Origin of the sequence: Pantoea sp. GD03673 (assembly GCF_029844725.1) — a bacterium.
Classification (GTDB): Bacteria; Pseudomonadota; Gammaproteobacteria; order Enterobacterales; family Enterobacteriaceae; genus Pantoea.
On record NZ_JAOCKJ010000005.1, the window covers coordinates 432,983 to 458,580 of the forward strand.

At 56.2% G+C, this 25,598-nt stretch carries 24 protein-coding genes; 15 read left to right on the top strand and 9 right to left on the bottom strand.

The window, feature by feature from the left end:
* The 12 genes from murD (at position 1) to mutT (ending at position 14,522) form a co-directional block, all read left to right on the top strand.
* Positions 1-1,317, top strand: coding sequence for a UDP-N-acetylmuramoyl-L-alanine--D-glutamate ligase (murD, locus tag N5J69_RS12340; protein WP_279770621.1), 1,317 nt, complete (start codon positions 1-3; stop codon positions 1,315-1,317).
* Positions 1,317-2,531 carry a cell division protein FtsW gene (ftsW, locus tag N5J69_RS12345; protein ID WP_279770623.1) on the top strand — a complete coding sequence of 405 codons (1,215 nt, stop codon included), beginning with the start codon at positions 1,317-1,319 and terminating at the stop codon, positions 2,529-2,531. Before murD ends, ftsW begins: the two co-directional genes overlap by 1 nt.
* The gene (gene murG / locus N5J69_RS12350) at positions 2,528-3,586 is read left to right on the top strand and encodes an undecaprenyldiphospho-muramoylpentapeptide beta-N-acetylglucosaminyltransferase (protein WP_279770625.1); all 1,059 of its coding nucleotides are present in this window, start codon (positions 2,528-2,530) and stop codon (positions 3,584-3,586) included. The genes ftsW and murG overlap by 4 nt, the downstream gene beginning before the upstream one ends.
* A 70-nt stretch (positions 3,587-3,656) precedes the next feature.
* The gene (gene murC / locus N5J69_RS12355; protein WP_279770627.1) at positions 3,657-5,135 is read left to right on the top strand and encodes a UDP-N-acetylmuramate--L-alanine ligase; all 1,479 of its coding nucleotides are present in this window, start codon (positions 3,657-3,659) and stop codon (positions 5,133-5,135) included.
* Positions 5,125-6,045, top strand: a complete 921-nt coding sequence (locus N5J69_RS12360) for a D-alanine--D-alanine ligase (protein ID WP_279770629.1) — start codon at positions 5,125-5,127, stop codon at positions 6,043-6,045. The genes murC and N5J69_RS12360 overlap by 11 nt, the downstream gene beginning before the upstream one ends.
* Position 6,046: 1 nt before the next feature.
* Entirely contained in the window at positions 6,047-6,886 is an 840-nt protein-coding gene (ftsQ, locus tag N5J69_RS12365; RefSeq protein ID WP_161731618.1) for a cell division protein FtsQ, read from the top strand.
* Positions 6,883-8,139 carry a cell division protein FtsA gene (ftsA, locus tag N5J69_RS12370; RefSeq protein ID WP_010253890.1) on the top strand — a complete coding sequence of 419 codons (1,257 nt, stop codon included), beginning with the start codon at positions 6,883-6,885 and terminating at the stop codon, positions 8,137-8,139. Before ftsQ ends, ftsA begins: the two co-directional genes overlap by 4 nt.
* Before the next feature lie 71 nt (positions 8,140-8,210).
* Positions 8,211-9,365, top strand: a complete 1,155-nt coding sequence (gene ftsZ / locus N5J69_RS12375) for a cell division protein FtsZ (RefSeq protein WP_009092127.1) — start codon at positions 8,211-8,213, stop codon at positions 9,363-9,365.
* Positions 9,366-9,466: 101 nt separating this feature from the next.
* Positions 9,467-10,384 carry a UDP-3-O-acyl-N-acetylglucosamine deacetylase gene (gene lpxC / locus N5J69_RS12380; protein ID WP_013356769.1) on the top strand — a complete coding sequence of 306 codons (918 nt, stop codon included), beginning with the start codon at positions 9,467-9,469 and terminating at the stop codon, positions 10,382-10,384.
* Between the two features lie 301 nt (positions 10,385-10,685).
* The gene (secM, locus tag N5J69_RS12385) at positions 10,686-11,192 is read left to right on the top strand and encodes a secA translation cis-regulator SecM (RefSeq protein ID WP_279770633.1); all 507 of its coding nucleotides are present in this window, start codon (positions 10,686-10,688) and stop codon (positions 11,190-11,192) included.
* Positions 11,193-11,266: 74 nt separating this feature from the next.
* Entirely contained in the window at positions 11,267-13,972 is a 2,706-nt protein-coding gene (gene secA / locus N5J69_RS12390; RefSeq protein WP_279770634.1) for a preprotein translocase subunit SecA, read from the top strand.
* Between the two features lie 154 nt (positions 13,973-14,126).
* Positions 14,127-14,522: an 8-oxo-dGTP diphosphatase MutT gene (gene mutT / locus N5J69_RS12395; protein WP_279770635.1), complete on the top strand. Its 396-nt coding sequence runs from the start codon at positions 14,127-14,129 to the stop codon at positions 14,520-14,522.
* A 27-nt stretch (positions 14,523-14,549) separates the two neighbouring features.
* On the opposite strand, the gene yacG is transcribed toward mutT, so the two are convergent.
* The 3 genes from yacG to coaE are packed head-to-tail and all read right to left on the bottom strand — an operon-like array spanning position 14,550 to position 16,112.
* Entirely contained in the window at positions 14,550-14,747 is a 198-nt protein-coding gene (gene yacG, locus N5J69_RS12400) for a DNA gyrase inhibitor YacG (RefSeq protein ID WP_279770636.1), read from the bottom strand.
* Between the two features lie 8 nt (positions 14,748-14,755).
* On the bottom strand, positions 14,756-15,499 hold the full coding sequence (zapD, locus tag N5J69_RS12405; protein ID WP_279770637.1) for a cell division protein ZapD: 744 nt from the start codon (positions 15,497-15,499) through the stop codon (positions 14,756-14,758).
* 4 nt (positions 15,500-15,503) lie between these two features.
* Positions 15,504-16,112: a dephospho-CoA kinase gene (coaE, locus tag N5J69_RS12410; protein ID WP_279770639.1), complete on the bottom strand. Its 609-nt coding sequence runs from the start codon at positions 16,110-16,112 to the stop codon at positions 15,504-15,506.
* Between the two features lie 233 nt (positions 16,113-16,345).
* On the opposite strand from coaE, the gene N5J69_RS12415 reads away from it, so the two are divergent.
* Complete coding sequence (locus N5J69_RS12415; RefSeq protein ID WP_279770640.1) at positions 16,346-17,386, top strand: GMP reductase; 1,041 nt, start codon at positions 16,346-16,348, stop codon at positions 17,384-17,386.
* Between the two features lie 25 nt (positions 17,387-17,411).
* Here the strand turns inward: N5J69_RS12415 and hofC are convergent, their stop codons facing one another.
* The 4 genes from hofC to nadC form a co-directional block, all read right to left on the bottom strand.
* The gene (gene hofC, locus N5J69_RS12420; protein WP_279770642.1) at positions 17,412-18,611 is read right to left on the bottom strand and encodes a protein transport protein HofC; all 1,200 of its coding nucleotides are present in this window, start codon (positions 18,609-18,611) and stop codon (positions 17,412-17,414) included.
* Positions 18,604-19,989, bottom strand: a complete 1,386-nt coding sequence (gene gspE / locus N5J69_RS12425) for a type II secretion system protein GspE (protein WP_279770643.1) — start codon at positions 19,987-19,989, stop codon at positions 18,604-18,606. The genes hofC and gspE overlap by 8 nt, the downstream gene beginning before the upstream one ends.
* Entirely contained in the window at positions 19,976-20,431 is a 456-nt protein-coding gene (gene ppdD / locus N5J69_RS12430) for a prepilin peptidase-dependent pilin (protein ID WP_279770645.1), read from the bottom strand. Before ppdD ends, gspE begins: the two co-directional genes overlap by 14 nt.
* 172 nt (positions 20,432-20,603) lie before the next feature.
* Positions 20,604-21,500, bottom strand: a complete 897-nt coding sequence (nadC, locus tag N5J69_RS12435; RefSeq protein ID WP_279770646.1) for a carboxylating nicotinate-nucleotide diphosphorylase — start codon at positions 21,498-21,500, stop codon at positions 20,604-20,606.
* 197 nt (positions 21,501-21,697) lie between these two features.
* Between nadC and ampD the strand changes: the two genes are divergently transcribed.
* Together ampD and ampE are read left to right on the top strand one after the other, a co-directional pair.
* Positions 21,698-22,249, top strand: a complete 552-nt coding sequence (gene ampD, locus N5J69_RS12440) for a 1,6-anhydro-N-acetylmuramyl-L-alanine amidase AmpD (RefSeq protein ID WP_279770647.1) — start codon at positions 21,698-21,700, stop codon at positions 22,247-22,249.
* Positions 22,250-22,265: 16 nt separating this feature from the next.
* On the top strand, positions 22,266-23,120 hold the full coding sequence (ampE, locus tag N5J69_RS12445; RefSeq protein WP_279770649.1) for a beta-lactamase regulator AmpE: 855 nt from the start codon (positions 22,266-22,268) through the stop codon (positions 23,118-23,120).
* Here the strand turns inward: ampE and N5J69_RS12450 are convergent.
* A complete protein-coding gene (locus N5J69_RS12450) occupies positions 23,102-24,061 on the bottom strand; it encodes a family 43 glycosylhydrolase (RefSeq protein WP_279770651.1) in 960 nt (319 codons plus the stop codon). The genes ampE and N5J69_RS12450 overlap by 19 nt on opposite strands.
* The gene (locus N5J69_RS12455; protein ID WP_279770652.1) at positions 24,058-25,470 is read right to left on the bottom strand and encodes an MFS transporter; all 1,413 of its coding nucleotides are present in this window, start codon (positions 25,468-25,470) and stop codon (positions 24,058-24,060) included. Before N5J69_RS12455 ends, N5J69_RS12450 begins: the two co-directional genes overlap by 4 nt.
* Positions 25,471-25,598: the final 128 nt, after the last annotated feature.

Consider the following 25,598-nt stretch of genomic DNA (forward strand, 5'->3'; position numbering starts at 1 on the left):
ATGGCTGACTATCGGGGTAGAAAAGTTGTCATCATCGGACTGGGCCTGACCGGGCTCTCCTGTGTTGATTTCTTTTTAGCGCAGGGCGTGACGCCTCGCGTGATGGACACCCGTGTCTCGCCGCCGGGGCTGGATAAATTGCCCGGACAGGTTGAACGCCATCTGGGCGGCATTAATGGCGACTGGTTACTGGCGGCCGATCTGATTGTCGCCAGCCCTGGCGTCGCGCTGGCGCATCCGATTCTCAGCGAAGCGGTAGACGCCGGGATTGAAATCGTCGGTGACATTGAGCTGTTCTGCCGCGAGGCGCAGGCACCCATCGTAGCGATTACCGGCTCCAACGGTAAAAGCACCGTGACCACGCTGGTGGGTGAAATGGCGAAAGCCGCAGGCTGGCAGGTGGGCGTCGGCGGCAATATTGGTCTGCCCGCGCTGAGTCTGCTGCAATCCCCGGCGCAACTTTATGTGCTGGAGCTTTCCAGCTTCCAGCTTGAGACCACGCACAGCCTGAAAGCGGCGGCGGCAACCGTGCTTAACGTCACCGAAGATCATATGGATCGCTACCCGCTGGGTATGCAGCAGTATCGTGCGGCCAAGCTGCGGGTCTATGAGAATGCACAGATCTGCATTGTTAACGCCGATGATGCGCTGACGATGCCGGTTCGTGGTGCAGATAAGCGCTGTGTCAGCTTTGGTATCGATTTTGGTGACTACCACCTTAACAAGCAGCAGGGCAGTATCTGGCTGCGGGTGAAAGGCGAGAAGGTGCTGAACACCGCTGAAATGAAGATGGTGGGTCAGCATAACTACACCAACGCGCTCGCCGCGCTGGCGCTGGCCGACGCGGTGGGCCTGCCACGCGCCTCCAGCCTGGCAGCCTTAACGCACTTTACCGGCCTGGCGCATCGCTTCCAGCTGGTGCATGAGCATCAGGGCGTGCGCTGGATTAATGACTCCAAAGCCACCAACGTTGGCAGCACCGAAGCGGCGCTGAATGGCCTGCAGGTGAGCGGAACGCTGTGGCTGCTGCTGGGCGGTGATGGTAAGTCAGCCGATTTTACGCCGCTGACCCCCCGGCTGCAGGGCGACAATGTGCGCCTTTACTGCTTTGGCCGTGACGGCGATGCGCTGGCCGCGCTGCGTCCTGACATCGCTGTGCGCACGGAGACCCTGCGACAGGCGATGGAGCAGATCGCGCCGCAGGTCAAAGCCGGCGATATGGTTCTGCTGTCGCCCGCCTGTGCCAGCCTTGATCAGTTCCGTAACTTTGAGCAGCGCGGCGAGCAGTTTGCGCAACTGGCGAAGGAGCTGAGCTGATGCGTATTCCTGGCGCCGGACTGGCGGGTTATTTCTCAGGACGCCTGAAAGACTGGGTCATGGGCGCACGCGAAAGCGATGACACCTCGCTGGTGCTCTATGACCGCACCCTGTTATGGCTGACGCTGGGCCTGGCGGTGATTGGTTTTGTGATGGTGACCTCGGCGTCTATGCCGGTGGGGCAGCGTCTGAATGACGACCTCTTTTATTTCGCCAAGCGTGACGCTTTCTACATCGCGCTGGCGCTGGGTATGGCACTGGTCACGCTGCGGGTGCCGATGGATTTCTGGCAGCGCTACAGCAACGTGATGCTGATGGTCACGGTTGCGATGCTGCTGATTGTTCTGGTGGTCGGCAGCTCGGTTAACGGTGCATCGCGCTGGATCGCGCTGGGACCGCTGCGTATCCAGCCTGCGGAGCTGTCAAAGCTCTCCCTGTTCTGCTATCTCGCCAGCTACCTGGTGCGCAAAGTGGAAGAGGTGCGCAACAACTTCTGGGGCTTCTGTAAGCCAATGGGCGTCATGGTTGTGCTGGCGGTATTACTGCTGGCTCAGCCGGACCTCGGCACGGTGGTCGTGCTGTTTGTGACCACGCTGGCGATGCTGTTCCTGGCGGGTGCCAAGCTGTGGCAGTTCATGGCCATCATCGGCTCCGGCATTTTTGCGGTGATTCTGCTGATCATTGCTGAACCTTATCGTATGCGCCGTGTGACGTCGTTCTGGAACCCGTGGGAAGATCCGTTTGGTAGCGGCTACCAGCTGACGCAGTCTCTGATGGCATTTGGTCGCGGAGAATTCTGGGGGCAGGGGCTCGGTAACTCGGTGCAAAAGCTGGAATATCTGCCGGAAGCGCATACCGACTTTATTTTCGCCATCATCGGGGAAGAACTCGGCTACGTCGGTGTGGTATTGGCACTTTTAATGGTATTCTTCGTCGCTTTTCGTGCGATGTCGATTGGCCGTCGTGCTCTGGAACTGGATCAGCGTTTTTCCGGCTTTTTAGCCTGTTCAATCGGTGTCTGGTTCAGCTTCCAGGCGCTGGTTAACGTCGGGGCGGCAGCCGGTATGTTACCGACCAAAGGCCTGACCTTACCGCTGATCAGTTACGGTGGTTCGAGTCTGATCATTATGTCGACCGCCATCGTCTTTTTGTTACGCATAGATTATGAAACGCGCCTGGCGAAAGCGCAGGCGTTTACCCGAGGTGGTCGATGAGCGGTAAGCGATTGATGGTGATGGCAGGCGGAACCGGCGGACATGTGTTTCCCGGTCTGGCTGTCGCCCATCATCTGATGGAACAGGGCTGGCAGGTTCGCTGGTTAGGCACCGCCGACCGTATGGAAGCCGATCTGGTGCCGAAGCATGGCATCGACATCGACTTCATCCGCATCAGCGGATTACGGGGGAAAGGCATGAAAGCGTTGCTGCTGGCACCGCTGCGTATCTTTACTGCATGGCGTCAGGCGCGCCGCATCATGAAAGCCTGGCAGCCGGATGTCGTGCTGGGTATGGGCGGCTACGTTTCAGGGCCAGGCGGCTTAGCGGCCTGGAGCTGCGGTATTCCGGTGGTGCTGCATGAGCAGAACGGGATTGCCGGGCTGACCAACAAATGGCTGGCGAAAATCGCCACAAAAGTATTGCAGGCGTTTCCGGGCGCATTTCCTGCCGCTGACGTGGTGGGGAACCCGGTTCGCACCGACGTGCTGGCGCTGCCTTTGCCCGCGCAACGTCTGATGGATCGTCATGGCCCGATCCGGGTGCTGGTGATTGGCGGAAGTCAGGGGGCGCGAATCCTGAACCAGACGCTGCCGCAGGTAGCGGCGCTGGTGGGTGATGAGATCACCCTGTGGCATCAGACCGGTAAAGGCGCGTTGCAGGAAACAGAGAAAGCGTATCAGCAGGTCGGTCAGACGCAGCATAAGGTGACCGAGTTTATTGATGATATGGCTGCTGCTTACGCCTGGGCTGATGTGGTGGTGTGCCGCTCCGGTGCGTTAACCGTGAGCGAAGTGGCTGCCGCCGGTTTACCGGCGATTTTCGTGCCGTTTCAGCACAAAGATCGCCAGCAGTACTGGAATGCGCTGCCGCTGGAAAAAGCGGGCGCGGCCAGAATTTTTGAGCAGCCGCAATTTACTGCGGAGGCTGTAGCGGATCAGCTACGCCACTGGGATCGCGCAACACTGATGACGATGGCTGAGCAGGCCCGTCAGGTGGCGATCCCCGATGCGACTGAACGGGTCGCTCAGGAAGTGGCTCGCGCCGCAAAGTAATCATTCCGGTCAGCGTGTCTGACCTGTACCCGGAGCGGGTACAAACTGAAAGAGCAGGTAACAGAGAGCGATGAATACACAACAATTGGCAAAACTGCGTTCTATCGTGCCCGAGATGCGTCGCGTCCGGCACATCCACTTTGTCGGCATCGGTGGTGCTGGCATGGGCGGTATTGCCGAAGTGTTAGCAAATGAAGGCTACCATATCAGCGGTTCAGATCTGGCCCCTAACCCGGTGACACAGAACCTGATTGCGCTGGGTGCCACCATTTATTTTAACCATCGCCCCGAAAACGTAACCGATGCCAGCGTCGTGGTGGTTTCCAGCGCCGTGGCGCAGGACAACCCTGAACTGGTGGCGGCGCGTGAGCAGCGTATCCCGGTGATCCGTCGTGCGGAGATGCTGGCTGAACTGATGCGTTTCCGTCACGGCATCGCCGTCGCGGGCACCCATGGCAAAACCACCACCACGGCGATGGTGTCGAGTATTTATGCGGAAGCGGGCCTTGACCCGACCTTCGTGAACGGTGGGCTGGTCAAAGCAGCAGGCACCCATGCGCGTCTGGGGAACAGCCGGTATCTGATTGCTGAAGCGGACGAGAGCGATGCGTCGTTTCTGCATCTGCAGCCGATGGTGGCGATTGTGACCAACATCGAAGCTGACCATATGGACACTTATCAGGGCGATTTTGAGAACCTGAAGCAGACGTTTATTAACTTCCTGCACAATCTGCCGTTTTACGGCCGTGCGGTGATGTGTGTGGATGATGCGGTTATCCGTGATCTGATCCCACGCGTGGGCCGTCATATCACCACTTACGGTTTCAGTGATGATGCTGATCTGCGCATCGAAAATTACGAGCAGAGTGGCGCGCAGGGGCACTTTACGCTGATCCGTCAGGACAAAGCACCGCTGCAGATTACGCTGAACGCACCGGGTCGTCACAACGCCCTGAATGCGGCAGCGGCCGTCGCCGTCGCCAGTGAAGAGGGCATTGAAGACAATGCCATTCTGGCGGCGCTGGAGAGTTTCCAGGGGACAGGCCGTCGCTTTGATCTGCTGGGTGAATTCCCGACAGAGCCGGTCAATGGACAGCCGGGCAGCGCGATGCTGGTGGATGATTACGGTCATCACCCCACCGAAGTAGATGCGACCATCAAAGCCGCTCGCGCAGGCTGGCCGGATAAAAAACTGGTGATGGTGTTTCAGCCGCACCGTTACAGCCGCACCCGCGATCTGTTTGATGATTTCGCCAACGTGCTGTCACATGTCGATGTCTTGCTGATGCTGGATGTCTACTCCGCCGGTGAGACTGCGATTCCGGGTGCCGACAGCCGTTCGCTGTGCCGTGCGATCCGCAATCGGGGCAAGGTTGATCCGATTCTGGTGCCGGAACATGACGCGCTGCCGGAGATGCTGGCACCGCTGCTGTCAGGCAACGATCTGATTCTGGTGCAGGGTGCCGGTAACGTCGGCAAGGTCGCCCGCAAGCTGGCTGACATCCGGCTTCAGCCGGAACGCAAAGCGGAGGATCGTCATGGCGGATAAAGTAGCCGTTTTAATGGGCGGGACTTCAGCTGAGCGTGAGGTTTCACTGAACTCGGGTCAGGCCGTTGTCGCTGGCCTGCGGGAAATGGGCATTGATGCGCATGGCATTGATACCCGCGACGTTTCCGTACTGACGCTGAAAGAGCAGGGCTTCACCAAAGCCTTTATCGCGTTGCATGGCCGGGGCGGAGAAGACGGCACGATGCAGGCGGTGCTGGAGTTTCTGACGCTGCCTTACACCGGCAGCGGCGTGATGGCATCGGCTGTGACCATGGATAAGCTGCGCACCAAACTGCTGTGGCAGGGGCGCGGATTACCGTCAGGAAAATTTGTGTGGCTGACGCGTCAGCAGTTCGATGCCGGACTGGATGCAGAGAATAATGCGGCGATTGCAGCACTGGGTCTGCCACTGTTTGTTAAGCCAGCCTGTGAAGGTTCCAGCGTCGGTATCAGCCGGGTTAACGATCTGAACGCGCTGCCTGCCGCACTGGAAATGGCGTTTAAGCACGACAATGACGTACTGGTCGAGGCGTTTCTCAGTGGCGCGGAGTACACCGTCGCGATTGTGGGCGATCGTATTCTGCCCTCAATCGAAATAAAGAGCGCCAGTGAGTTCTATGACTATGAAGCCAAATATATTTCTGACGATACTCAGTACGTCTGTCCGGCTGCTTTAAGCGCTGAACGTGAAGCTGAATTACAGCAGCTGGTGCTGGCGGCCTGGCGTGCGCTGGGCTGTCGCGGCTGGGGACGGGTTGATGTGATGACGGATGGGGCAGGGAATTTCCAGCTACTGGAAGCCAATACCTCACCGGGCATGACCAGCCACAGTCTGGTGCCGATGGCAGCGAAACAGGCGGGCATGAGTTTCCCGCAGCTGGTTGCTCATATTCTGGAGCAGGCCGACTGATATGTCACAGGCGGCGATGAGAGTTCGAAACCGTGAACCGCAGGAGCGTATTCGCACCGGGCGCAGTAACGGTGCCCGACTGTTCGGCATTGTTTTTCTGCTGATCGTCATCGGGATTATGGTTGCTGGCGGACTGGTGGTGCTGAAGTGGATGAACGATGCGTCCCGTCTGCCCTTGTCAAAACTGGTGGTGACGGGGCAGACGCACTACACCACCCACGACGATATCCGTCAGGCAATTTTGTCGCTGGGTCCGCCTGGCACGTTTATGTCTCAGGATGTGGACATTTTGCAGCAGCAGATTGAGCGGCTGCCGTGGATTAAGCAGGTCAGTGTGCGTAAGCAGTGGCCAGACGAACTGAAGATCCATCTGGTTGAGTACACGCCGGTGGCGCGCTGGAACGATTTGCATATGGTGGATGCTGAAGGTGTCTCCTTCAGCGTACCTGCCAGTCATGCCGGCAAAGAGACAATGCCGATGCTGTATGGGCCGGAAGGGAGTGAGAAAGAGGTCCTGGCGGGCTACCACAGCATGGATGATGTGCTGAAGGCCCGGAAGTTTACTCTGAAGGTGGCGTCGATGACGGCCCGGCGTTCATGGCAGCTGGTGACCAGCGATGATGTACGTATCGAGCTGGGACGCAGCGACACCATGAAACGACTGAATCGCTTTATTGAGCTCTACCCGGTGCTGCAACAGCAAGGTCAGAACGAGAGCAAACGTATCAGCTACGTGGATTTGCGATACGACTCTGGCGCTTCTGTTGGCTGGACACCGGTCGTGATGGAGCCACAGGACAGTAATCAGCAACAGAACCAGGCACAGGCTAAACAACAATGATCAAGGCAACGGACAGAAAACTGGTAGTTGGACTCGAAATCGGCACTGCAAAGGTTGCCGCCCTGGTTGGGGAAGTTCTGCCCGATGGTATGGTCAATATTATTGGGGTGGGCAGTTGCCCTTCCCGCGGTATGGATAAAGGTGGCGTAAACGACCTTGAGTCGGTGGTGAAATGCGTTCAGCGCGCCATCGATCAGGCTGAGCTGATGGCAGATTGCCAGATCTCCTCCGTCTACCTTGCTTTATCGGGCAAACATATCAGTTGCCAGAACGAAATCGGGATGGTTCCGATTTCCGAAGAGGAAGTGACTCAGGATGATGTAGAGAACGTTGTACATACCGCCAAATCGGTGAGAGTACGTGACGAGCACCGCATCCTGCACGTGATTCCTCAGGAATACGCAATTGATTATCAGGAAGGCATTAAGAATCCGGTCGGGCTGTCCGGCGTGCGTATGCAGGCAAAAGTGCACCTGATCACCTGTCACAACGACATGGCGAAGAACATCGTCAAAGCCGTTGAGCGTTGTGGGCTGAAAGTGGATCAGCTGATTTTTGCCGGTCTCGCCTCCAGTTTTGCGGTTCTGACTGAAGACGAACGTGAGCTGGGCGTCTGTGTTGTCGATATTGGTGGCGGTACAATGGATATCGCCGTATATACCGGCGGCGCTTTGCGGCACACTAAGGTAATTCCGTATGCAGGCAACGTTGTCACCAGTGATATCGCCTATGCATTTGGCACACCGCCAACGGATGCTGAGGCAATTAAAGTGCGCCATGGTTGCGCGCTGGGCTCGATTGTCGGAAAAGATGAAAACGTTGAAGTGCCGAGCGTCGGCGGACGTCCACCGCGCAGCCTGCAACGTCAGACGCTGGCAGAAGTGATTGAGCCGCGTTATACCGAACTTTTGAATCTGGTCAATGACGAGATTCTGCAGTTACAGGAACAACTGCGTCAGCAGGGCGTCAAGCACCACTTAGCCGCAGGCATTGTTCTGACCGGCGGTGCAGCGCAAATTGAAGGACTGGCGGCCTGTGCGCAACGCGTATTCCATACGCAGGTGCGTATCGGACAGCCGCTGAATATTACCGGCCTGACTGACTATGCGCAGGAATCGTACTACTCCACCGCCGTGGGACTGTTGCATTACGGCAAAGAGTCGCACATGAACGGTGATGCAGAGACCGAAAAACGGGTTTCAGTAGGTAACTGGTTCAAGCGTATTAACAGTTGGTTAAAAAAAGAGTTTTAATTTTTGTGAAAGGGGATCATGCTGTTTTCTTTAGTGATCTCCAGGCGACAGGCACATAACGGAGAGAAATCATGTTTGAACCTATGGAATTAACCAACGACGCGGTGATTAAAGTCATCGGCGTCGGTGGCGGCGGCGGTAACGCCGTAGAGCACATGGTACGCGAGCGTATCGAAGGTGTGGAATTCTTTGCTGTGAATACCGACGCGCAAGCGCTGCGTAAAACAGCTGTCGGCCAGACCATTCAGATCGGTAATAACATTACCAAAGGTCTGGGTGCGGGTGCGAACCCGGAAGTCGGCCGTAACTCTGCAGAGGAAGATCGCGAAGCACTGCGTTCTGCGCTGGAAGGGGCAGACATGGTCTTCATCGCAGCAGGCATGGGCGGCGGTACCGGTACCGGTGCAGCACCTGTGGTCGCTGAAGTTGCTAAGGATCTGGGTATCCTGACGGTGGCCGTTGTCACCAAGCCTTTCAACTTCGAAGGCAAAAAGCGCATGGCGTTTGCCGAGCAGGGTATCGCTGAACTCTCCAAGCATGTCGATTCACTGATCACCATTCCAAACGACAAGCTGCTGAAAGTGCTGGGTCGTGGTATCTCTCTGCTGGATGCCTTTGGTGCAGCCAACGACGTGCTGAAAGGCGCAGTCCAGGGTATTGCCGAACTGATCACCCGTCCGGGCCTGATGAACGTCGACTTTGCTGACGTGCGTACAGTGATGTCCGAAATGGGCTACGCAATGATGGGTTCAGGCGTGGCGTGCGGTGAAGATCGTGCGGAAGAAGCGGCTGAAATGGCGATCTCCAGCCCGCTGCTGGAAGATATCGACCTGTCAGGTGCGCGTGGCGTGCTGGTCAACATCACTGCGGGCTTCGACCTGCGTCTGGATGAGTTCGAAACCGTGGGTAACACTATCCGCGCCTTCGCTTCTGACAACGCGACCGTGGTAATCGGTACCTCGCTTGATCCGGAAATGAATGACGAACTGCGCGTCACCGTGGTGGCAACCGGTATCGGTATGGACAAGCGTCCGGAAATCACGCTGGTAACGAACAAGCCAGCCAGTCAGCCAGTGATGGATCATCGCTATCAGCAGCACGGTATGTCACCACTGCCGCAGGAGCAGAAGCCAGCTGCCAAAGTCGTTAACGACCAGGCTGCGCAGTCGAATAAAGAGCCAGACTATCTTGATATTCCGGCCTTTTTACGTAAGCAGGCCGACTAGGATTAACCCTATAATTGGGATTCTCCGCTCTTTGTGCTAAAGTGTCTGTCCGCTGGTAAAGTATACTGGCGGTCGGAAAGGTGATACTGCGAGATAATGCGATGATCAAACAAAGGACATTAAAACGTATTGTTCAGGCGACAGGTGTCGGTTTGCATACCGGCAAAAAAGTCACACTGACATTACGCCCTGCGTCGGCTAATACCGGGGTCATCTATCGTCGCACCGACTTGAATCCACCGGTAGATTTTCCGGCTGATGCAAAATACGTGCGCGACACCATGCTGAGTACCTGCCTGGTGAATGATGAAGGCGTGCGTATTTCAACGGTTGAACACCTCAATGCCGCCCTGGCGGGTCTGGGTATCGACAACATTATTGTTGAAGTCGATGCGCCAGAAATCCCGATCATGGATGGCAGCGCAGCACCATTTATCTATCTGCTGATGGATGCGGGAATTGAGCAGCTCAACAGCGCAAAGAAATTTGTGCGCGTTAAGCAGACCGTGCGTGTGGAAGAGGGTGACAAGTGGGCCGAGATCAAACCTTACAACGGTTTCTCGCTCGATTTCACCATCGACTTCAAACACCCGGCTATCGATTCCAGCTCACAGCGTTATGCGATGAACTTCTCTGCTGACGCCTTTGTTCGTCAAATCAGCCGGGCGCGTACATTTGGCTTTATGCGTGAAATCGAATATCTGCAGTCTAAAGGCCTGTGCCTGGGCGGTAGCTTAGATTGTGCGATAGGTCTGGATGATTTCCGCGTACTGAATGAAGAAGGCCTGCGTTTTGAGGACGAGTTTGTCCGTCACAAAATGCTGGACGCGATTGGCGACCTGTTTATGTGTGGTCACAACATCATTGGCGCATTTACTGCGTTCAAATCGGGTCACGCACTGAACAACAAGCTGTTGCAAGCGGTTCTGGCTAAGCAGGAAGCCTGGGAATGGGCAACCTTCGAAGACGAAGCTGAACTGCCAGTGGCATTCAAAGCACCGAATCTGGTTCTGGCTTAATTACCCCAGAACGTGAAGCGGCTGGTTATGCTGACACCCTCTCCGGTCAGCGGCACCAGCCGTTTTTTTATTCTTTTCCGCACCACACCTCATGACTGCGACCCTGCTCGCAAAGCGTTGTCTCTTCTGCTGAATTGCTGAACAATCACACGCGTTTTCTCACGTCGCCTCTTTAATCCTAGGTGTGGATGCCCCACATTAATGTTACTATCTGTGGCGCTTTTACAGGCCGAAATCCGTTGCAGCTCGCGGCGGGTACACGAAATCAAGAGCGCAACAGAGCGTGCGCGATGGAAAGGTTGTGATCGGGATTCTTCAGCGCTGGCGACAATTAGGTAGACGCTACTTCTGGCCCCATCTCCTGTTAGGGATGGTAGCGGCCAGTTTTGGCCTGCCAGCCTGTGCGCAAAGCCCGGAACTCAGCGCCTCGTCTGAATCGCCAGCCAGCAGTCTCTTTCTTGGCAATGCCACACGCTTTGATCATTTAATCCGGCTTCAGGAAGCATCCCGACGCCCGAGCTTCAGCGTAGATTACTGGCATCAGCACGCCATTCGCACCGTTATCCGACACCTCTCATTCACGCTGGCACCTCAGGTGCAGGCGGAGCAGCAGCAATTACCGCTGGCGGCACAAAAGCTGGCGTTGCTCGACTCGCTGCATAATTTACTGACCTCGCATTCTGCACTGCACACTGCATCGCAGCAGCGCTCTGCGCCACCTCTTTTCTCAGCCAGCACCCGCTCATGGGTAGAATGGCATGCCCGCGTGCATGGCATTCGCGCCGGACCCGCCCGATTGTTCTGCTAATATTTTTGGTTTTATTCACTCTGTTTAGATTTCGCAGTCCGGAATGCTCCGGCTGAATTGAGAATATATTTACTATGTTAAGCAAAATATTGACCAAGGTTTTTGGTAGCAGTAACGATCGTACGCTGCGTCGTATGCGCAAAGTGGTGGACGTCATCAACAAGATGGAGCCCGATTTTGAGAAGCTCTCTGACGATGAACTGAAAGCGAAAACCGACCTGTTCCGCGACCGTCTGAAAAAAGGCGAATCGCTGGAAAGTCTGATCCCGGAAGCATTCGCGACCGTACGTGAAGCAAGTAAACGTGTCTTCGGCATGCGTCACTTCGATGTGCAGCTGATCGGCGGGATGGTGCTGAACGATCGCTGCATCGCTGAGATGCGTACCGGTGAAGGTAAAACCCTGACCGCAACGCTGCCAGCCTATCTGAATGCGCTCTCCGGCAAAGGCGTTCACGTGGTAACCGTCAATGACTATCTGGCGCAGCGTGATGCAGAAAACAACCGTCCGCTGTTTGAATTCCTGGGTTTGAGCATCGGTATTAATATGTCGGGTCTGCCGGCTGTGGCGAAGCGTGAAGCCTACGCCGCAGATATTACTTACGGCACCAACAACGAATATGGCTTTGACTACCTGCGCGACAACATGGCGTTCAGCCCGGAAGAGCGCGTACAGCGTAAACTGCACTATGCGCTGGTGGATGAGGTCGACTCCATCCTGATCGATGAAGCGCGTACGCCGCTGATTATCTCCGGTCCGGCAGAAGACAGTTCTGAGCTTTACACCAAAGTGAACAAGATCATCCCTCATCTGGTTCGCCAGGATAAAGAAGATACCGAGACCCATCAGGGTGAAGGCGACTTCTGGGTCGATGAGAAAGCGCGTCAGGCTCACATGTCTGAGCGTGGTCTGGTGAAAGTGGAAGAGCTACTCGTCAGCCAGGGCATTATGGAAGCAGGCGAGTCACTTTACTCACCGACCAACATCATGCTGATGCACCACGTGACTGCCGCGCTGCGTGCGCACGCACTCTTTACCCGCGATGTTGATTACATCGTGAAAGATGGCGAAGTGGTTATTGTTGATGAGCATACCGGCCGTACCATGCAGGGTCGTCGCTGGTCTGATGGCCTGCACCAGGCGATTGAAGCAAAAGAAGGCGTTGAGATTCAGAACGAAAACCAGACGCTGGCCTCTATCACCTTCCAGAACTACTTCCGTATTTACGAGAAACTGGCCGGTATGACCGGTACCGCCGATACTGAAGCGTTTGAATTCAGCTCCATTTATAAGCTCGACACCATCGTCGTGCCGACCAACCGTCCAATGGTGCGTAAAGATCTGGCTGACCTGGTCTACATGACCGAGAAAGAGAAGATCGATGCCATTATCGACGATATCCGTGAGCGGACTGCCAATGGTCAGCCGGTGCTGGTGGGAACCATCTCGATTGAGAAATCGGAAGTGGTCTCTAACGAACTGACCCGTGCCGGTATCAAACATAACGTGCTGAACGCCAAGTTCCACGCCCGCGAAGCCGATATCGTGGCGCAGGCCGGACAGCCGGGTGCGGTCACCATCGCCACCAACATGGCTGGCCGTGGTACGGACATTATGCTGGGCGGTAGCTGGCACGCTGAAGTGGCCGAACTGGAAGAGCCAACCGAAGCGCAAATCGAAGAGATCAAAGCGGCATGGCAGCTTCGTCACGATGCGGTTCTGGCGTCAGGTGGCTTGCACATTGTCGGTACTGAACGTCATGAATCGCGTCGTATCGACAACCAGTTACGTGGTCGTGCCGGCCGTCAGGGTGATGCCGGTTCTTCACGCTTCTACCTGTCGATGGAAGATGCGCTGATGCGTATTTTCGCCTCAGACCGCGTGTCGAATATGATGCGTAAGCTGGGTATGAAGCCAGGCGAAGCCATTGAGCATCCGTGGGTTACCAAAGCGATTGCCAATGCACAGCGCAAAGTTGAAAGCCGCAACTTCGATATTCGTAAGCAGCTGCTGGAATATGACGATGTGGCAAATGACCAGCGCCGCGCAATCTACAGTCAGCGTAATGAACTGCTGGATGTGTCGGACGTCAGCGAAACGATCAACAGTATTCGCCACGATGTCTACAAAGCCACCATTGACACTTACATTCCGCCACAGTCGCTGGAGGAAATGTGGGATGTACCGGGTCTGGAAGAGCGTCTGCGTGCTGACTTCGATCTGAACCTGCCGATTGCTGAGTGGCTGGATAAAGAGCCTGACCTGCACGAAGAAGTGCTGCGTGAGCGCATCATGACCCACGCAACGGAAAGCTACGCTGAGAAAGAACAGATTGTTGGTGCAGAGATGATGCGCAACTTCGAAAAAGGCGTGATGCTGCAGACGCTGGACTCCCTGTGGAAAGAGCATCTGGCTGCGATGGACTATCTGCGTCAGGGTATCCATCTGCGCGGCTATGCGCAGAAAGATCCGAAGCAGGAGTACAAGCGCGAATCTTTCGCTATGTTTGCCGCGATGCTTGAATCACTGAAATATGAAGTGATCAGTACGCTGAGCAAAGTTCAGGTGCGCATGCCAGAAGAAGTTGAAGCGATGGAACAACAGCGTCGCGAAGAAGCTGAACGTCTGGCACAGCAACAGCAGCTGAGCCATGTAGAAGAAGATCTGCTGGCAGCCGAGCCCGTGGCGGAGCAGGGTGGCGAACGTAAAGTCGGCCGCAACGATCCCTGCCCGTGTGGTTCCGGCAAAAAGTACAAACAGTGTCATGGCCGTATTGCCTGAGACTGAATGCTGATAAAAAAGGAGCCGATGGCTCCTTTTTTTATGCAGCCTGACCCGTCCTGAATAGCGTTAGCGCTGAGCTAAAGCGGTTAACTTCCGCTCTGGCATGCTCTAGAATCAGCCTTCATTCACCTATGACGACCGGATAGTTTCCATGAAGCACCTGCAGGTTGCAGTTGGCATCATTCGCAATGCCAATAAACAGATTTTCCTTGCCCAGCGCGCGGCGAGCTCGTACATGGCGAATAAGTGGGAGTTTCCCGGTGGCAAGATAGAAGCGGGCGAAAGCGCCGAACAGGGGTTAATAAGAGAGCTACACGAAGAGACCGGGATTGACGTCACTGAGGCTCACCCGATTGGTCATGCAGACCACAGCTATGACGATCTGCGCGTGACGCTGCATTTCTTTCTGGTTGAAGGATGGAAAGGCGAGCCGTGGGGCAAAGAGGGTCAGCCGCAGCGTTGGGTTGATCAGCATGCGCTGGTGGCAGATGAGTTTCCGCCCGCGAATCATCAGCTGATTGCGCGTCTGGTTGCGGGCGAACTCTGACGGGATGGGGCAGCGCGCCCCATCTTATCAACGATCTTCTTCGCTCCAGTTGTCACTGTCATTCATATCGTTGCTGCTGGGAATGCGTTTCTCTTCTGCGGCCCACTCCCCTAAATCGATGAGCTGGCAGCGCTTGCTGCAAAAGGGCCGCCACGGGCTGAGCTCATCCCAGATCACATCTTTGCCGCACTGGGGACAGGAAACGGTCATAACGTCTTGCTGCATATTTACCTCTAACAACAGGCCAGTTGAAAATTAAGGCGGGCCGGAACGTCACCGCGCTCACTATCAAGCGGCATAAAACGAATGGCGTAGCGGCTTTTATGTCCGGACACCTGTGGATAGAGCGCATCGTCCAGCGATAACTGCAGTCGCAGCAGATCGGCACCCTCGGCATTATCCTGATAAAAACCATTCAGGCTGGTCTGCATATGGAACGCACCGGACTGGCGGATCAGATCCAGTACCATCGCCAGCGCATGATGCAGTGGCTCCAGCGTCTGCATCCAGGCCTCGACCTGCGCATCGCGTGTTTCCTGCGGCAGGTGGAGCCAGATGTGCAGGCCTGGCAAATCAAAGCTGCAACAGCCGCCAGGGATGCTCAGTCGCTGCCGCACCAGAGCAATCAGACGATCCTCGCGGAGTTGCTGTCCCATACGCGGTGCATTCATCAACTGGGTTGACTGAATTTTAAGTTTCTCGCGCAGGGCATCCACCAGCGTCATATCGACACCGGGCACGTCAGCCCATGCACGTAATTTTTGCTGCTGACGCTCCAGCTCCTTCAGCAGTTCTGTCCGCATATCGCCCCGCTCGAAAATGTCGAGCAACTCGCCAGTCAGGCGAAAAAAGGTCAGCGCATTAACGGTTTTATCCAGTGGGGTGGTTTCATCTAACTGATTAATCAAAAACTCAACCCGCAGCCAGGTCCGCATTTTTTCATTCAGTGGGTGTTCAAACAGAACGGGTGTGCTCATGGTATTAATCCTGTTTCGTTGCCGCCAGCCTGAGATAGCGCTGATGGAGTTCGGCAACCTGTGGCAAGGCAGCGTCGGGCTCGCCACTGTTATCAATAATGTCATCGGCACAGGCGAGGCGCTGCTGGCGCGTGGCCTGTGCGGCAAGAATACGTTTCGCCTGCCCGACAGAAAGATGGTCACGCTGCTGAGTGCGTGCTAACTGCGTTGCCTCATCAACATCCACGACCAGTACCCGATCAGCCTGGTGCTGTAACTGATTTTCCACCAGTAACGGCACCACCCAGAGCACATAAGGTGAGGCGGCCTGGGAAATCAGCTCTCGCGTCCGGGCGTTAATCAGCGGGTGCAGCAGCGCGTTTAACCAGCTTTTCTCTTCCGGTTGCTGAAATATAATGTCGCGAAGCCGGGCACGATCAAGCATCCCCTGATCTGTCACGATCCGGACGCCATAGCGTGCCTGAATGGCCTGCAACGCGGGCGTGCCAGGTTCAACAACTTCACGTGCAATCAGGTCAGCATCAATGATTTCCACGCCAGACGCGGCGAATGCCTGGGCAATCGTACTTTTTCCACTGCCGATCCCCCCTGTAAGCGCGACGATATAGGGCATGTATTCACCTGACTTCATATTCCGACATAGGTTCAGGGTAATGATCTGGCTAAAAAACGCAAAAACGCGCGTCAGATCACACCGATAAAGCACAACTAAATTTAACGGATTGTAGCGTAAATAAAGTGAAATTCGCAGTCTTGTCGCGCAGCGAGAGGCGCGTATCATAACGTCACTGGAGCTGTGCTTACTTCGTGAACTACGATTCGTTGCCACTTACCAGGACACTGTTTATGCGTATTGAAGAAGATCTGAAACTGGGCTTTAAAGATGTCTTAATCCGCCCCAAACGTTCGACGCTGCAAAGTCGCTCACAGGTTGAACTGGCGCGCAGCTTTACCTTCAGACATTCAGGCCTCAACTGGAGCGGTGTACCGATTATTGCCGCTAACATGGATACCGTCGGCACATTTTTAATGGCTGAAGCGCTCGCCAGCTTCACGATTCTCACTGCCGTTCATAAGCATTACAGCGTTGATGAGTGGCGCACATTTATTCAGCGTGTGCCCGCGACAGTCCTGAAATATACGATGGTTTCAACCGGCACGTCAGAAGCTGACCTCAATAAACTGGTCGCGATTATGGCGCTGTCAGACGATCTGCAGTTTATCTGCATTGACGTGGCTAACGGCTACTCACAACATTTTGTTGATTTCCTGCAGCGTGCGCGTGAAATGTTCCCGGCTAAAACGATCTGTGCCGGTAACGTGGTAACGGGCGAAATGGTGGAAGAGCTGATCCTCTCCGGCGCGGATATCGTCAAAGTTGGCATTGGCCCGGGATCAGTCTGCACCACGCGGGTGAAAACCGGTGTGGGCTATCCGCAACTTTCTGCTGTCATTGAGTGTGCCGATGCTGCGCATGGCTTAAGCGGACAGATTGTCAGTGATGGCGGGTGTTCAGTGCCGGGTGATATTGCGAAAGCCTTTGGCGGCGGCGCTGACTTCGTCATGCTGGGCGGCATGCTGGCCGCGCATGATGAGTGTGAAGGGCAGGTCGTCGAAGAAAATGGCGAAAGCTTCATGCTCTTTTATGGCATGAGCTCCGAATCGGCGATGAAACGTCACGTCGGTGGCGTAGCGCAATACCGTGCCGCCGAAGGTAAAACCGTGAAGCTGCCATTACGCGGTCCGGTCGCTGACACTGCGCGTGATATTCTGGGTGGACTGCGTTCTGCCTGTACTTATGTCGGGGCAGAGCGCCTGAAAGAGCTGACCAAGCGCACGGCCTTTATCCGGGTTAACGAGCAGGAAAATCGCGTTTTCAATCGGTAATATTGCGGGGCGCACTTCGCGCCCCTTAATGCATCGCATCACCCAGCCCGAACACCGGCAGATACATCGCAATCACCAGCGTGCCGACAATGCCGCCAATCACTATCATCATCATCGGTTCCAGCGAAGCCGCCAGTGTATCAGCCCGTTCCCGCGTTTCTGCCTCATGCCACTCGGCCAGTCGTGCCAGCATCAAATCCAGTGCACCCGCCTCTTCACCGACCCGAATCAACTGACCACATAATGGCGTGAACAGCGGATGCTGCATCAGCGCCTGGTGCAGAGGATTCCCCTGAGCGATGTGCTGCTGCAGCCCGGCTATCGCTTCCCGCCAGAGTAAGGAGGAGAGCGTTACCTCAACGGCGGCCAGTCCCTGTAGCAGGGTTAAGCCGGCGCGCTGCGTGAGATTAAGGATGGTGTAGATCTGCGTCAGCTGCGTGCCCCGCCACAACCCGGAAAGCAGCGGGAGACGCAGAAAAAATGCCTGCTCACGGCGTTGCCAGCCTGCCGATCGTCGTCGCAGCTGCTGCCAGAGAACCAGTATCAGCGAAAAGCCGAAGGCGAGCACACCTCCCCAGGCCTGAAGCGCGGCAGATAACTGCATTACCGCTGCCGTAAAAGCGGGCAGGGGCGCATCAAAGGAGTCATAAACGGCAACAAACTCTGGCAGAACGAACAGCAGCATGCCGCAGGTCACAGCTATCGCCACCAGCAGAATGAACAGCGGATAGCGTAACGCCTTTGCGACCTGTTGCCATAACTGCTGCTGATGGATTTGCTGCTGAGCCAGCTCACTGCAGCAGGCATCCAGCTGGCCGGTCAGTTCGCCCACCTCCATCAGAGCCGGATAGAGCGGCGGAAAGATCTTCGGCCATTCCCGCAAAGCCTGTGAAAAAGGGGCACCGCTGAGCACCCGATGATGCAGGGCAAGCATCAGTGCCCGCCAGCCTGCGTGTGGATGACCTTCAGCCAGCAAGGCGAGACTTTCTGCCAGCGGCAGACCAGCTTTAAGCAGGGTCGCCAGCTGGCGAATCAGATCGGTTTTGTGCTGCCACTTCCACTCTCTCTGACGCCAGGTCTTTTCCCGTTTCCAGCTCACCGGCAGAAGGTCGCGCTGCGACAGCATCAGCAGCAGGTTATCCGGGTCAGTTGCCAGCAGCTTGCCACTGAGCAAATGCCCCTGAGTGTCGACCGCCTGCCACCTGAATAACGACGCATCAGCCATCGTCCAGCCCAATCACCCGTTGCATCTCTTCCAGCGACGTATCGCCCCGGCTTACCGCTTCCAGACCGGCAACCTGCAGGGTGCGCAATCCCTGCTGCTTCGCCAGAGTGAGAAGATTTTCCAGCGGCATGTCGGCTGCAATTGCATTCTGCAGCCTGGCATTGATCGGCAGGAGTTCAAACAGGGCCAGCCGGCCATAATAGCCGGAAAAACAGTGGTCACAGCCGGGTGCCCGCCAGGTTTGCAGAGTACCGGGCCAGAGCTCCGGTGGATAGTGCGCCACCGCCTGAGCGGGCTGACGGCAATGGGGGCAGAGGCGTCGAACCAGGCGCTGCGCAACGATCAGTTTCAGCGCCGATCCCAGCAGGTAACCCGGAATTCCCATCTGTCGCAGCCGGGTCAGCGTCTCTGCGGTGGAGTTGGTGTGCAGCGTCGACAGCACCAGGTGCCCTGTCTGCGCCGCTTTCACCGCAATCTCTGCCGTTTCGGCATCGCGGATCTCCCCTACCATGATTACGTCCGGATCCTGTCTCAGCAGCGCCCGCAGCACGCGGTTAAAATCGAGGCCGTTTTTGGTATGGATCTGCGTCTGGTTAATGCCGGGCAGGGGGATCTCAATCGGATCTTCAACGCTGCACAGATTTTTCTCTGGCTTATTGAGGGCGCTGAGTCCGCTATAGAGCGTAAACGTCTTGCCGCTGCCGGTGGGGCCGGTCACCAGAATCAGTCCCTGTGGCTGAGCCAGCGCAGCGCAGAACAGACGCAGCTGGGCTGCGGGCAACCCGAGCTTATCCAGAGACAGCGCCGCACTTTCACTCTGCAACAGCCGTACCACCGCTTTTTCACCGCCGTAGATGGGTAAGGTGGCCAGGCGAAACGAGGCGGGTTTACCGGCAATCTCCAGGCTGAACTGACCATCCTGGGGTAACCGGCGTTCGGCGATATCCAGCCCGCCGAGGATCTTCAGTCGCGCCAGCAGCGCCGCAGGCTGAGTGGCGGGCAGTGAGGAAAGCGGATGCAGTACGCCATCAATGCGCAGTCGTACCCGCAGACCCTCCCGGCTGGGTTCAATGTGTACATCGGAGGCTCGACGCTCCAGGGCCTGACGCAGGATCAGCTGAGTTGCTTCAATTGCCGACTCAGTGGGGGTCTCTTCGCGGGCCACCAGCGGCTTATCCGCGTGCTGAAGCTGATCAAGCCGCGCCTGTGGCCAGCATTCAATCTCAATCTGACACTGGCTGGCAAAATGAAGAGCTTCACTCAGTCCGGGCGGCACGCTCTCCGCAACGGCAACGCGCAGCTGACTGGCATCATGGTGTAAAACCAGGGCACGATAGCGCTGGCATAATGCCGCAATCGTCTCATCAGGCTTGTTCATTGCTGGCACCTTTATCGGCAAAGCGGAACTGTTCCCGGCAATTGTCCTGCAGGCTGGTGTTACTGCTGGTACAGCTGCGTTGCCAGCTGATGCCGCCCTCGGTGCTGTCCCAGATCGGCAGCATTTCAACGCTCAGACCATTCAGGCTCTCCTGGCCGGTCAATGTAATCACCCCATTGGTCACGCTCAGTGCCGAGACATAGCGCGACTCTCGGGCGGCCGGAATACCGGCTTTTCCAGCGTGACACTGCGTCGGACCGCCACGTTCCATGGCGCAAAGTTCTACTGCGGTTTTGTAGGGCACCATCGTTTGCAGCATGTCGGTGAGGGCTGCCCGCTGCAGATAATTTTGATAAGCGGGCAGGCCAATGGCACTTAAGATCGCCACGATACCCACCACAATCATCAGTTCAACCAGTGTAAATCCACGTTGATAATTCATCACATCGTCTCCTGAGTTAAGAAGGCGACAGGGTAAAAATCGGGAACGCTGAAAGACAGCCAGAGATGGGCAAACTGGAAAGCGTGACGTGAACAGATTTCAGCATTGCAGCGCAGTCGAAACTGCGCCGGAAGCGGGGTCACAAAAACGCCGTGTCGGGCGACGGCTCAGGCTATTTTTGTCTGAAACGCATCGAGAGATCCAGCGCCCGCACATGTTTGGTCAGCGCGCCAACCGAGACATAGTCCACGCCGGTCAGGGCGATCTGCGGCAGCGTGGTTTCGGTAACGTTGCCGGAAACCTCCAGCAGCGTCCGGCCCCGGTTGAGTTTAACGGCTTCACGCATCCCTTCCAGGCTGAAGTTATCCAGCATCACAATGTCGGCTTCAGCTTCCAGCGCCTGCTGTAACTCCTCCAGCGATTCCACCTCTACTTCAACCGGGACATCGGGCTGCAGCCATTGCGCACGTTCCACGGCCTGAGCAATCGAACCGCTGGCAATAATATGGTTCTCTTTGATCAGGTAAGCATCAGAAAGGCCCAGACGATGATTGCTGCCACCGCCACACAACACGGCATATTTCAGCGCCGTCCGCAGTCCGGGCAGGGTTTTCCGCGTGTCCAGCAGCTGCGTCTGACTTCCCGCCAGCAGCGCGACATAGCGGCTGACTTCGGTAGCAACACCCGAGAGCGACTGCACAAAATTGAGCGCCGTCCGCTCGGCGGTCAGCAGCAGGCGGGCAGGTCCCTCGATTTCAAACAGCAACTGATCCGCCTCGATCTGATCACCATCTTCGACATGCCAGGTCAGGGTCACGTGCGAGCCAAGCTGAATGAACACCTCTTCAACCCAGCGTTTACCACAGAAAACACCGGCTTCCCGGGTGATCACCTGTGCATGGGCCTGCGTTTCAGCGGGTAACAGCTGCGCGGTAATATCCCGGTCAGCGTCGATTTCGCCACCGAGATCCTCTTTTAACGCCAGCGCAACAGCATCCGGAATATCACTTTCAATGCGTTTAATCAGTGCCTGACGACGGCTGTCGGGATCATAACCACGGGAGGACATAGGTATCTAACTCCAGAAAGAGGGATGACAGAGGCGGTCACAATAGCCTGAACCGGCATCAGGTTCCAGCAACGGATAGCATTTTGTTTAGTATCCTTAACACTGACCGCTATGATGTCGCCGTGACGACACACTAAGAGGCAAGAATCCGTTATTATTCATGCTATTCTCAGCCTGATGAAATAAGGAAAAGCGGTATGAAAATCAAACAGGGCTGGCTGACCGGCGTGCGTCATGTGCCGTCAATGCATTGTAATGAACGTCCTGATAATGAGGCGCCTTCACTGCTGGTGATCCACAATATCAGCCTGCCACCTGGTGAATTTGGCGGGCCGTGGATCGACAAACTGTTTACCGGCACATTACCACCCGATGCCCATCCCTATTTTGCGGATATCGCTGCACTGAAAGTGGCGGCACACTGCCTGATTCGTCGTGACGGAGAGATCGTGCAGTACGTCCCCTTTGACAAACGGGCCTGGCATGCAGGCATTTCGCAGTTTGAAGGACGTGAAAACTGCAATGATTTCTCGATAGGTATCGAGCTGGAAGGGACAGACAGCGAGCCGTATAGCGAGGCGCAATATCGGGCGTTGCAGCAGGTTACTCAGTTGCTGCTGCAACACTATCCGTTAACGCCTTCACGTATAACGGGGCACAGTGACATCGCGCCGGTACGCAAAACCGATCCCGGACCTGCTTTTGACTGGGACTACTACAAACAGCTGTTAACGCAGCAAAAATCCTGATTTTTGCGGAGTCAGTATGACGTTGTTTACCTTGTTGTTGGTTTTAGGCTGGGAGCGCCTGTTTAAACTGGGCGAGCACTGGCAGCTCGAACATCGGCTGGAGCCGATCTTTCGCCATCGCCGCCATTACTCCATGATGCGTACTCTGCTGATGACCGTAGTGGCGATGGCGCTGACCGCGCTGGTGGTCTGGAGTCTGAAAGGGCTGCTGTTTGGGGTGCTGCAGTTGCTGTTCTGGATCGTTGCCGGACTGCTCTGCATCGGTGCCGGTTCGGTGCGGCAGCACTATCATCGCTACCTGAAAGCGGCCAGTCATGATGACGACGCGGCGCATCAGGCGATGGCCGCTGAGCTGACGCTGATCCATGGCGTGCCGGTGGAATGCAGCGAGCGCGAGTTCCTGCGCGAGCTGCAGAATGCGCTGATCTGGATAAACTTCCGTTTCTATCTTGCCCCGATGTTCTGGCTGGTGGCAGGGGGGCCGTGGGGTCCGGTGCTGCTGGTGGGGTACGCTTTTCTGCGCGCCTGGCAAGGCTGGCTGGCAAAGAACGGCACACCGATGGCACGCGCGCAATCGGGCGTGGATGCCATTCTGCATCTTCTCGACTGGATTCCGGTGCGGCTGGCGGGTGTCGCCTACGCGCTGCTCGGTCACGGCGAAAAAGCGCTGCCCGCCTGGTTTGCCTCGCTGACCGATCGTCACCGTTCTCAGTATCAGGTGCTGACGACGCTGGCGCAGTTCTCACTGTCCCGCGATCCGCACACCGATAAAGTTGAAACGCCACGGGTTGCCGTGGCGTTAGCGAAACGGACTTCGCTGGTGCTGGTCGTTGCCGTCGCGTTGCTGACAATTTACGGCACGCTGGTGTAATCCGCCGGTGGCACGCCGAAATCGGGCGTGCCATCTTCCCGCCAGCTGAAATGTTTCAGTCTCGTATGGCGGTTAGGATCCCACAGCGGATCGCCCTCAATCTCAGTGTAGTGACGGGCGTGGTAAACCAGCACGTCACGTCCTGCCTCATCCACGGTAAAACTGTTGTGACCCGGCCCGTACTGATGGTTGTCCCAGCTGGAAACAAACACCGGCCGTGCCGATTTCTGCCATGCCAACACATCCAGCGGATCGGCATCTGCGGCAATCGACAGTATCCCCAGACAATAATTTTCATCGGTGGCGCTGGCTGAGTAGGTGACAAACAGCCGATCGCCGTGCCGGATAACTGCCGGTCCTTCATTAACGCTGAACCCTGCGCACTCCCACTCATATTCAGGCCGGCTCAGCATCACCGGCGTGCCTTTCAGCGTCCAGGGATTCTGCAGCTCGGCCAGATAGAGATTCGAGTTGCCGGGAATCAGGGGATCTTTCTGCGCCCAGAGATACCAGTTTTTGCCCTGATGGACGAAATGAGTGGCATCCAGTGAGAAGCTGTCCTGATGGCTGTAGATCCGGCGGCAGGGCTGCCATTCACCCTGCAGTGGATCGTCCGCTTCACATACCAGCGCATACATCCGATGCTGAAACAGCCCTTCCTTGATCTCTCGCGTCGGTGCTGCCGCAAAATAGATGACCCACTGACCGTCAATGTAGTGCAGCTCCGGTGCCCAGATTAACTCGCTGCAGGGGCCGCTCTCAGGCTTTCGCCAGACCACAACCGGACTGGCGTTGCGCAGGCCAGCCAGCGTGGTGGCGCGGCGGATCTCCAGCCGGTCATACTCCGGCACCGATGCGACAAAATAGTAGTGCTGTTCATGGCGCAGGATAAAGGGATCGGCACGCTGCTCGATGAAAGGATTTGGCCATGCTGGGGTCATTTTACATCTCCTGTTGGCGTGGCAGCACCGTCGCGCAGGCGAACAGTGTGTAACTCATGGAAGTTTTCGCGACGCAGGGCAAGATCCTGCTGAATGGTGATCATCATTTTGCGGTCGACCTTCATCAGCCTTACCACACCTGCGGTAATCAGATAGCCGACGCCCGGAATAACCGTAAAGAGCAGCATGATGCCGTTGATTGCCTCAGGTGACTGCACCTTAGCGCCTGCATGGTAGCCATAGATCGAGAGCAGAAAACCGACCATCGCACCGGCGACTGCCAGGCCCACCTTAAGGAAGAACAGGTTGCCGGAGAAGCTGATGCCGGTAATGCGTTTCCCCGTTTTCCATTCGCCGTAATCATCCACATCGGCCATCAGCGACCAGTGCAGCGGAGACGGGATCTGATGCAGGATATTCAGCACAAAATAGGCGACCACGACCATCACAGTGGCGTGGGGGTCGATCCAGTAGAAAGCGCTGGAGAAAAGGGCCAGTGCGATATTGGTCCAGAAGAAAACTTTGAGTTTGCACCAGCGATCGGTGAGCAGTTTTGCCAGCGTACTGCCGACCATCATGCCAATCACTCCCAGGCTGATAAACAGTGTGGCAAAGTGCGTGGACTGGCCCATGACCCAGGTGACGTAATACATAGTGGCCGCCATGCGGATAAAGCCGGGACAGACGTTACAGAAGGTCAGCAGCAGAATGCGCACCCACTGGTCATTCTTCCAGACATCACGCAGATCTTTTTTGAGGTCATCGTTGCTGGGCACGGCAGGGCGGATGCGTTCCCGCACTGTGGCAAAGCAGAACAGAAACATCGCCAGACCAATGGTGGCCAGTACCGCCATCGCCATCTGATAGCCGCGCGCTTTATCGTCGCCACCAAACCACTCCGCCATTGGCAGCAGTGACATCGACAGGATCAGCGTGGCGATGCCGACCATGACAAAGCGGTATGACTGGCAGGAGACGCGCTCACCGGGATCGTTGGTAATCACGCCGCCCAGAGAACAGTAAGGAATGTTAATCGCGGTGTAGGTCAGCGACATCAGGAAGTAGGTGATAAACGCCCAGATGACCTTGTTGTGGTAAGTCCAGTCGGGCGTGGTGAACATCAGTACGCTGAACAGCACATAGGGCACGGAAACCCACAGCAGCCAGGGACGAAAACGGCCCCAGCGACTCTGGGTGCGATCGGCGATGGCACCCATAATCGGATCGGTGACCGCATCCAGCACCCGGACCGAAAGCAACAGGGTCCCCACCAGCGCCGGGGCCAGCCCGAAAACATCGGTATAGAAGTAATTCAGGAACAGCATGATAGCACCGCCAATCATGTTGCATCCGGCATCGCCCATGCCATATCCCAGTTTTTCCCGAAACGAGAGGGCTGCACCTTTCATGGTTTTCTCCTGCGCATCCAGTGTGAACAGGAAGTATCGTCATCAAATCAGCGAGATGAACCGGAGTAATTCGTCATGAAGATGGACAAAACAGGTGCGGGAAAAGAAGTGTGAACTGGATCGGGGGG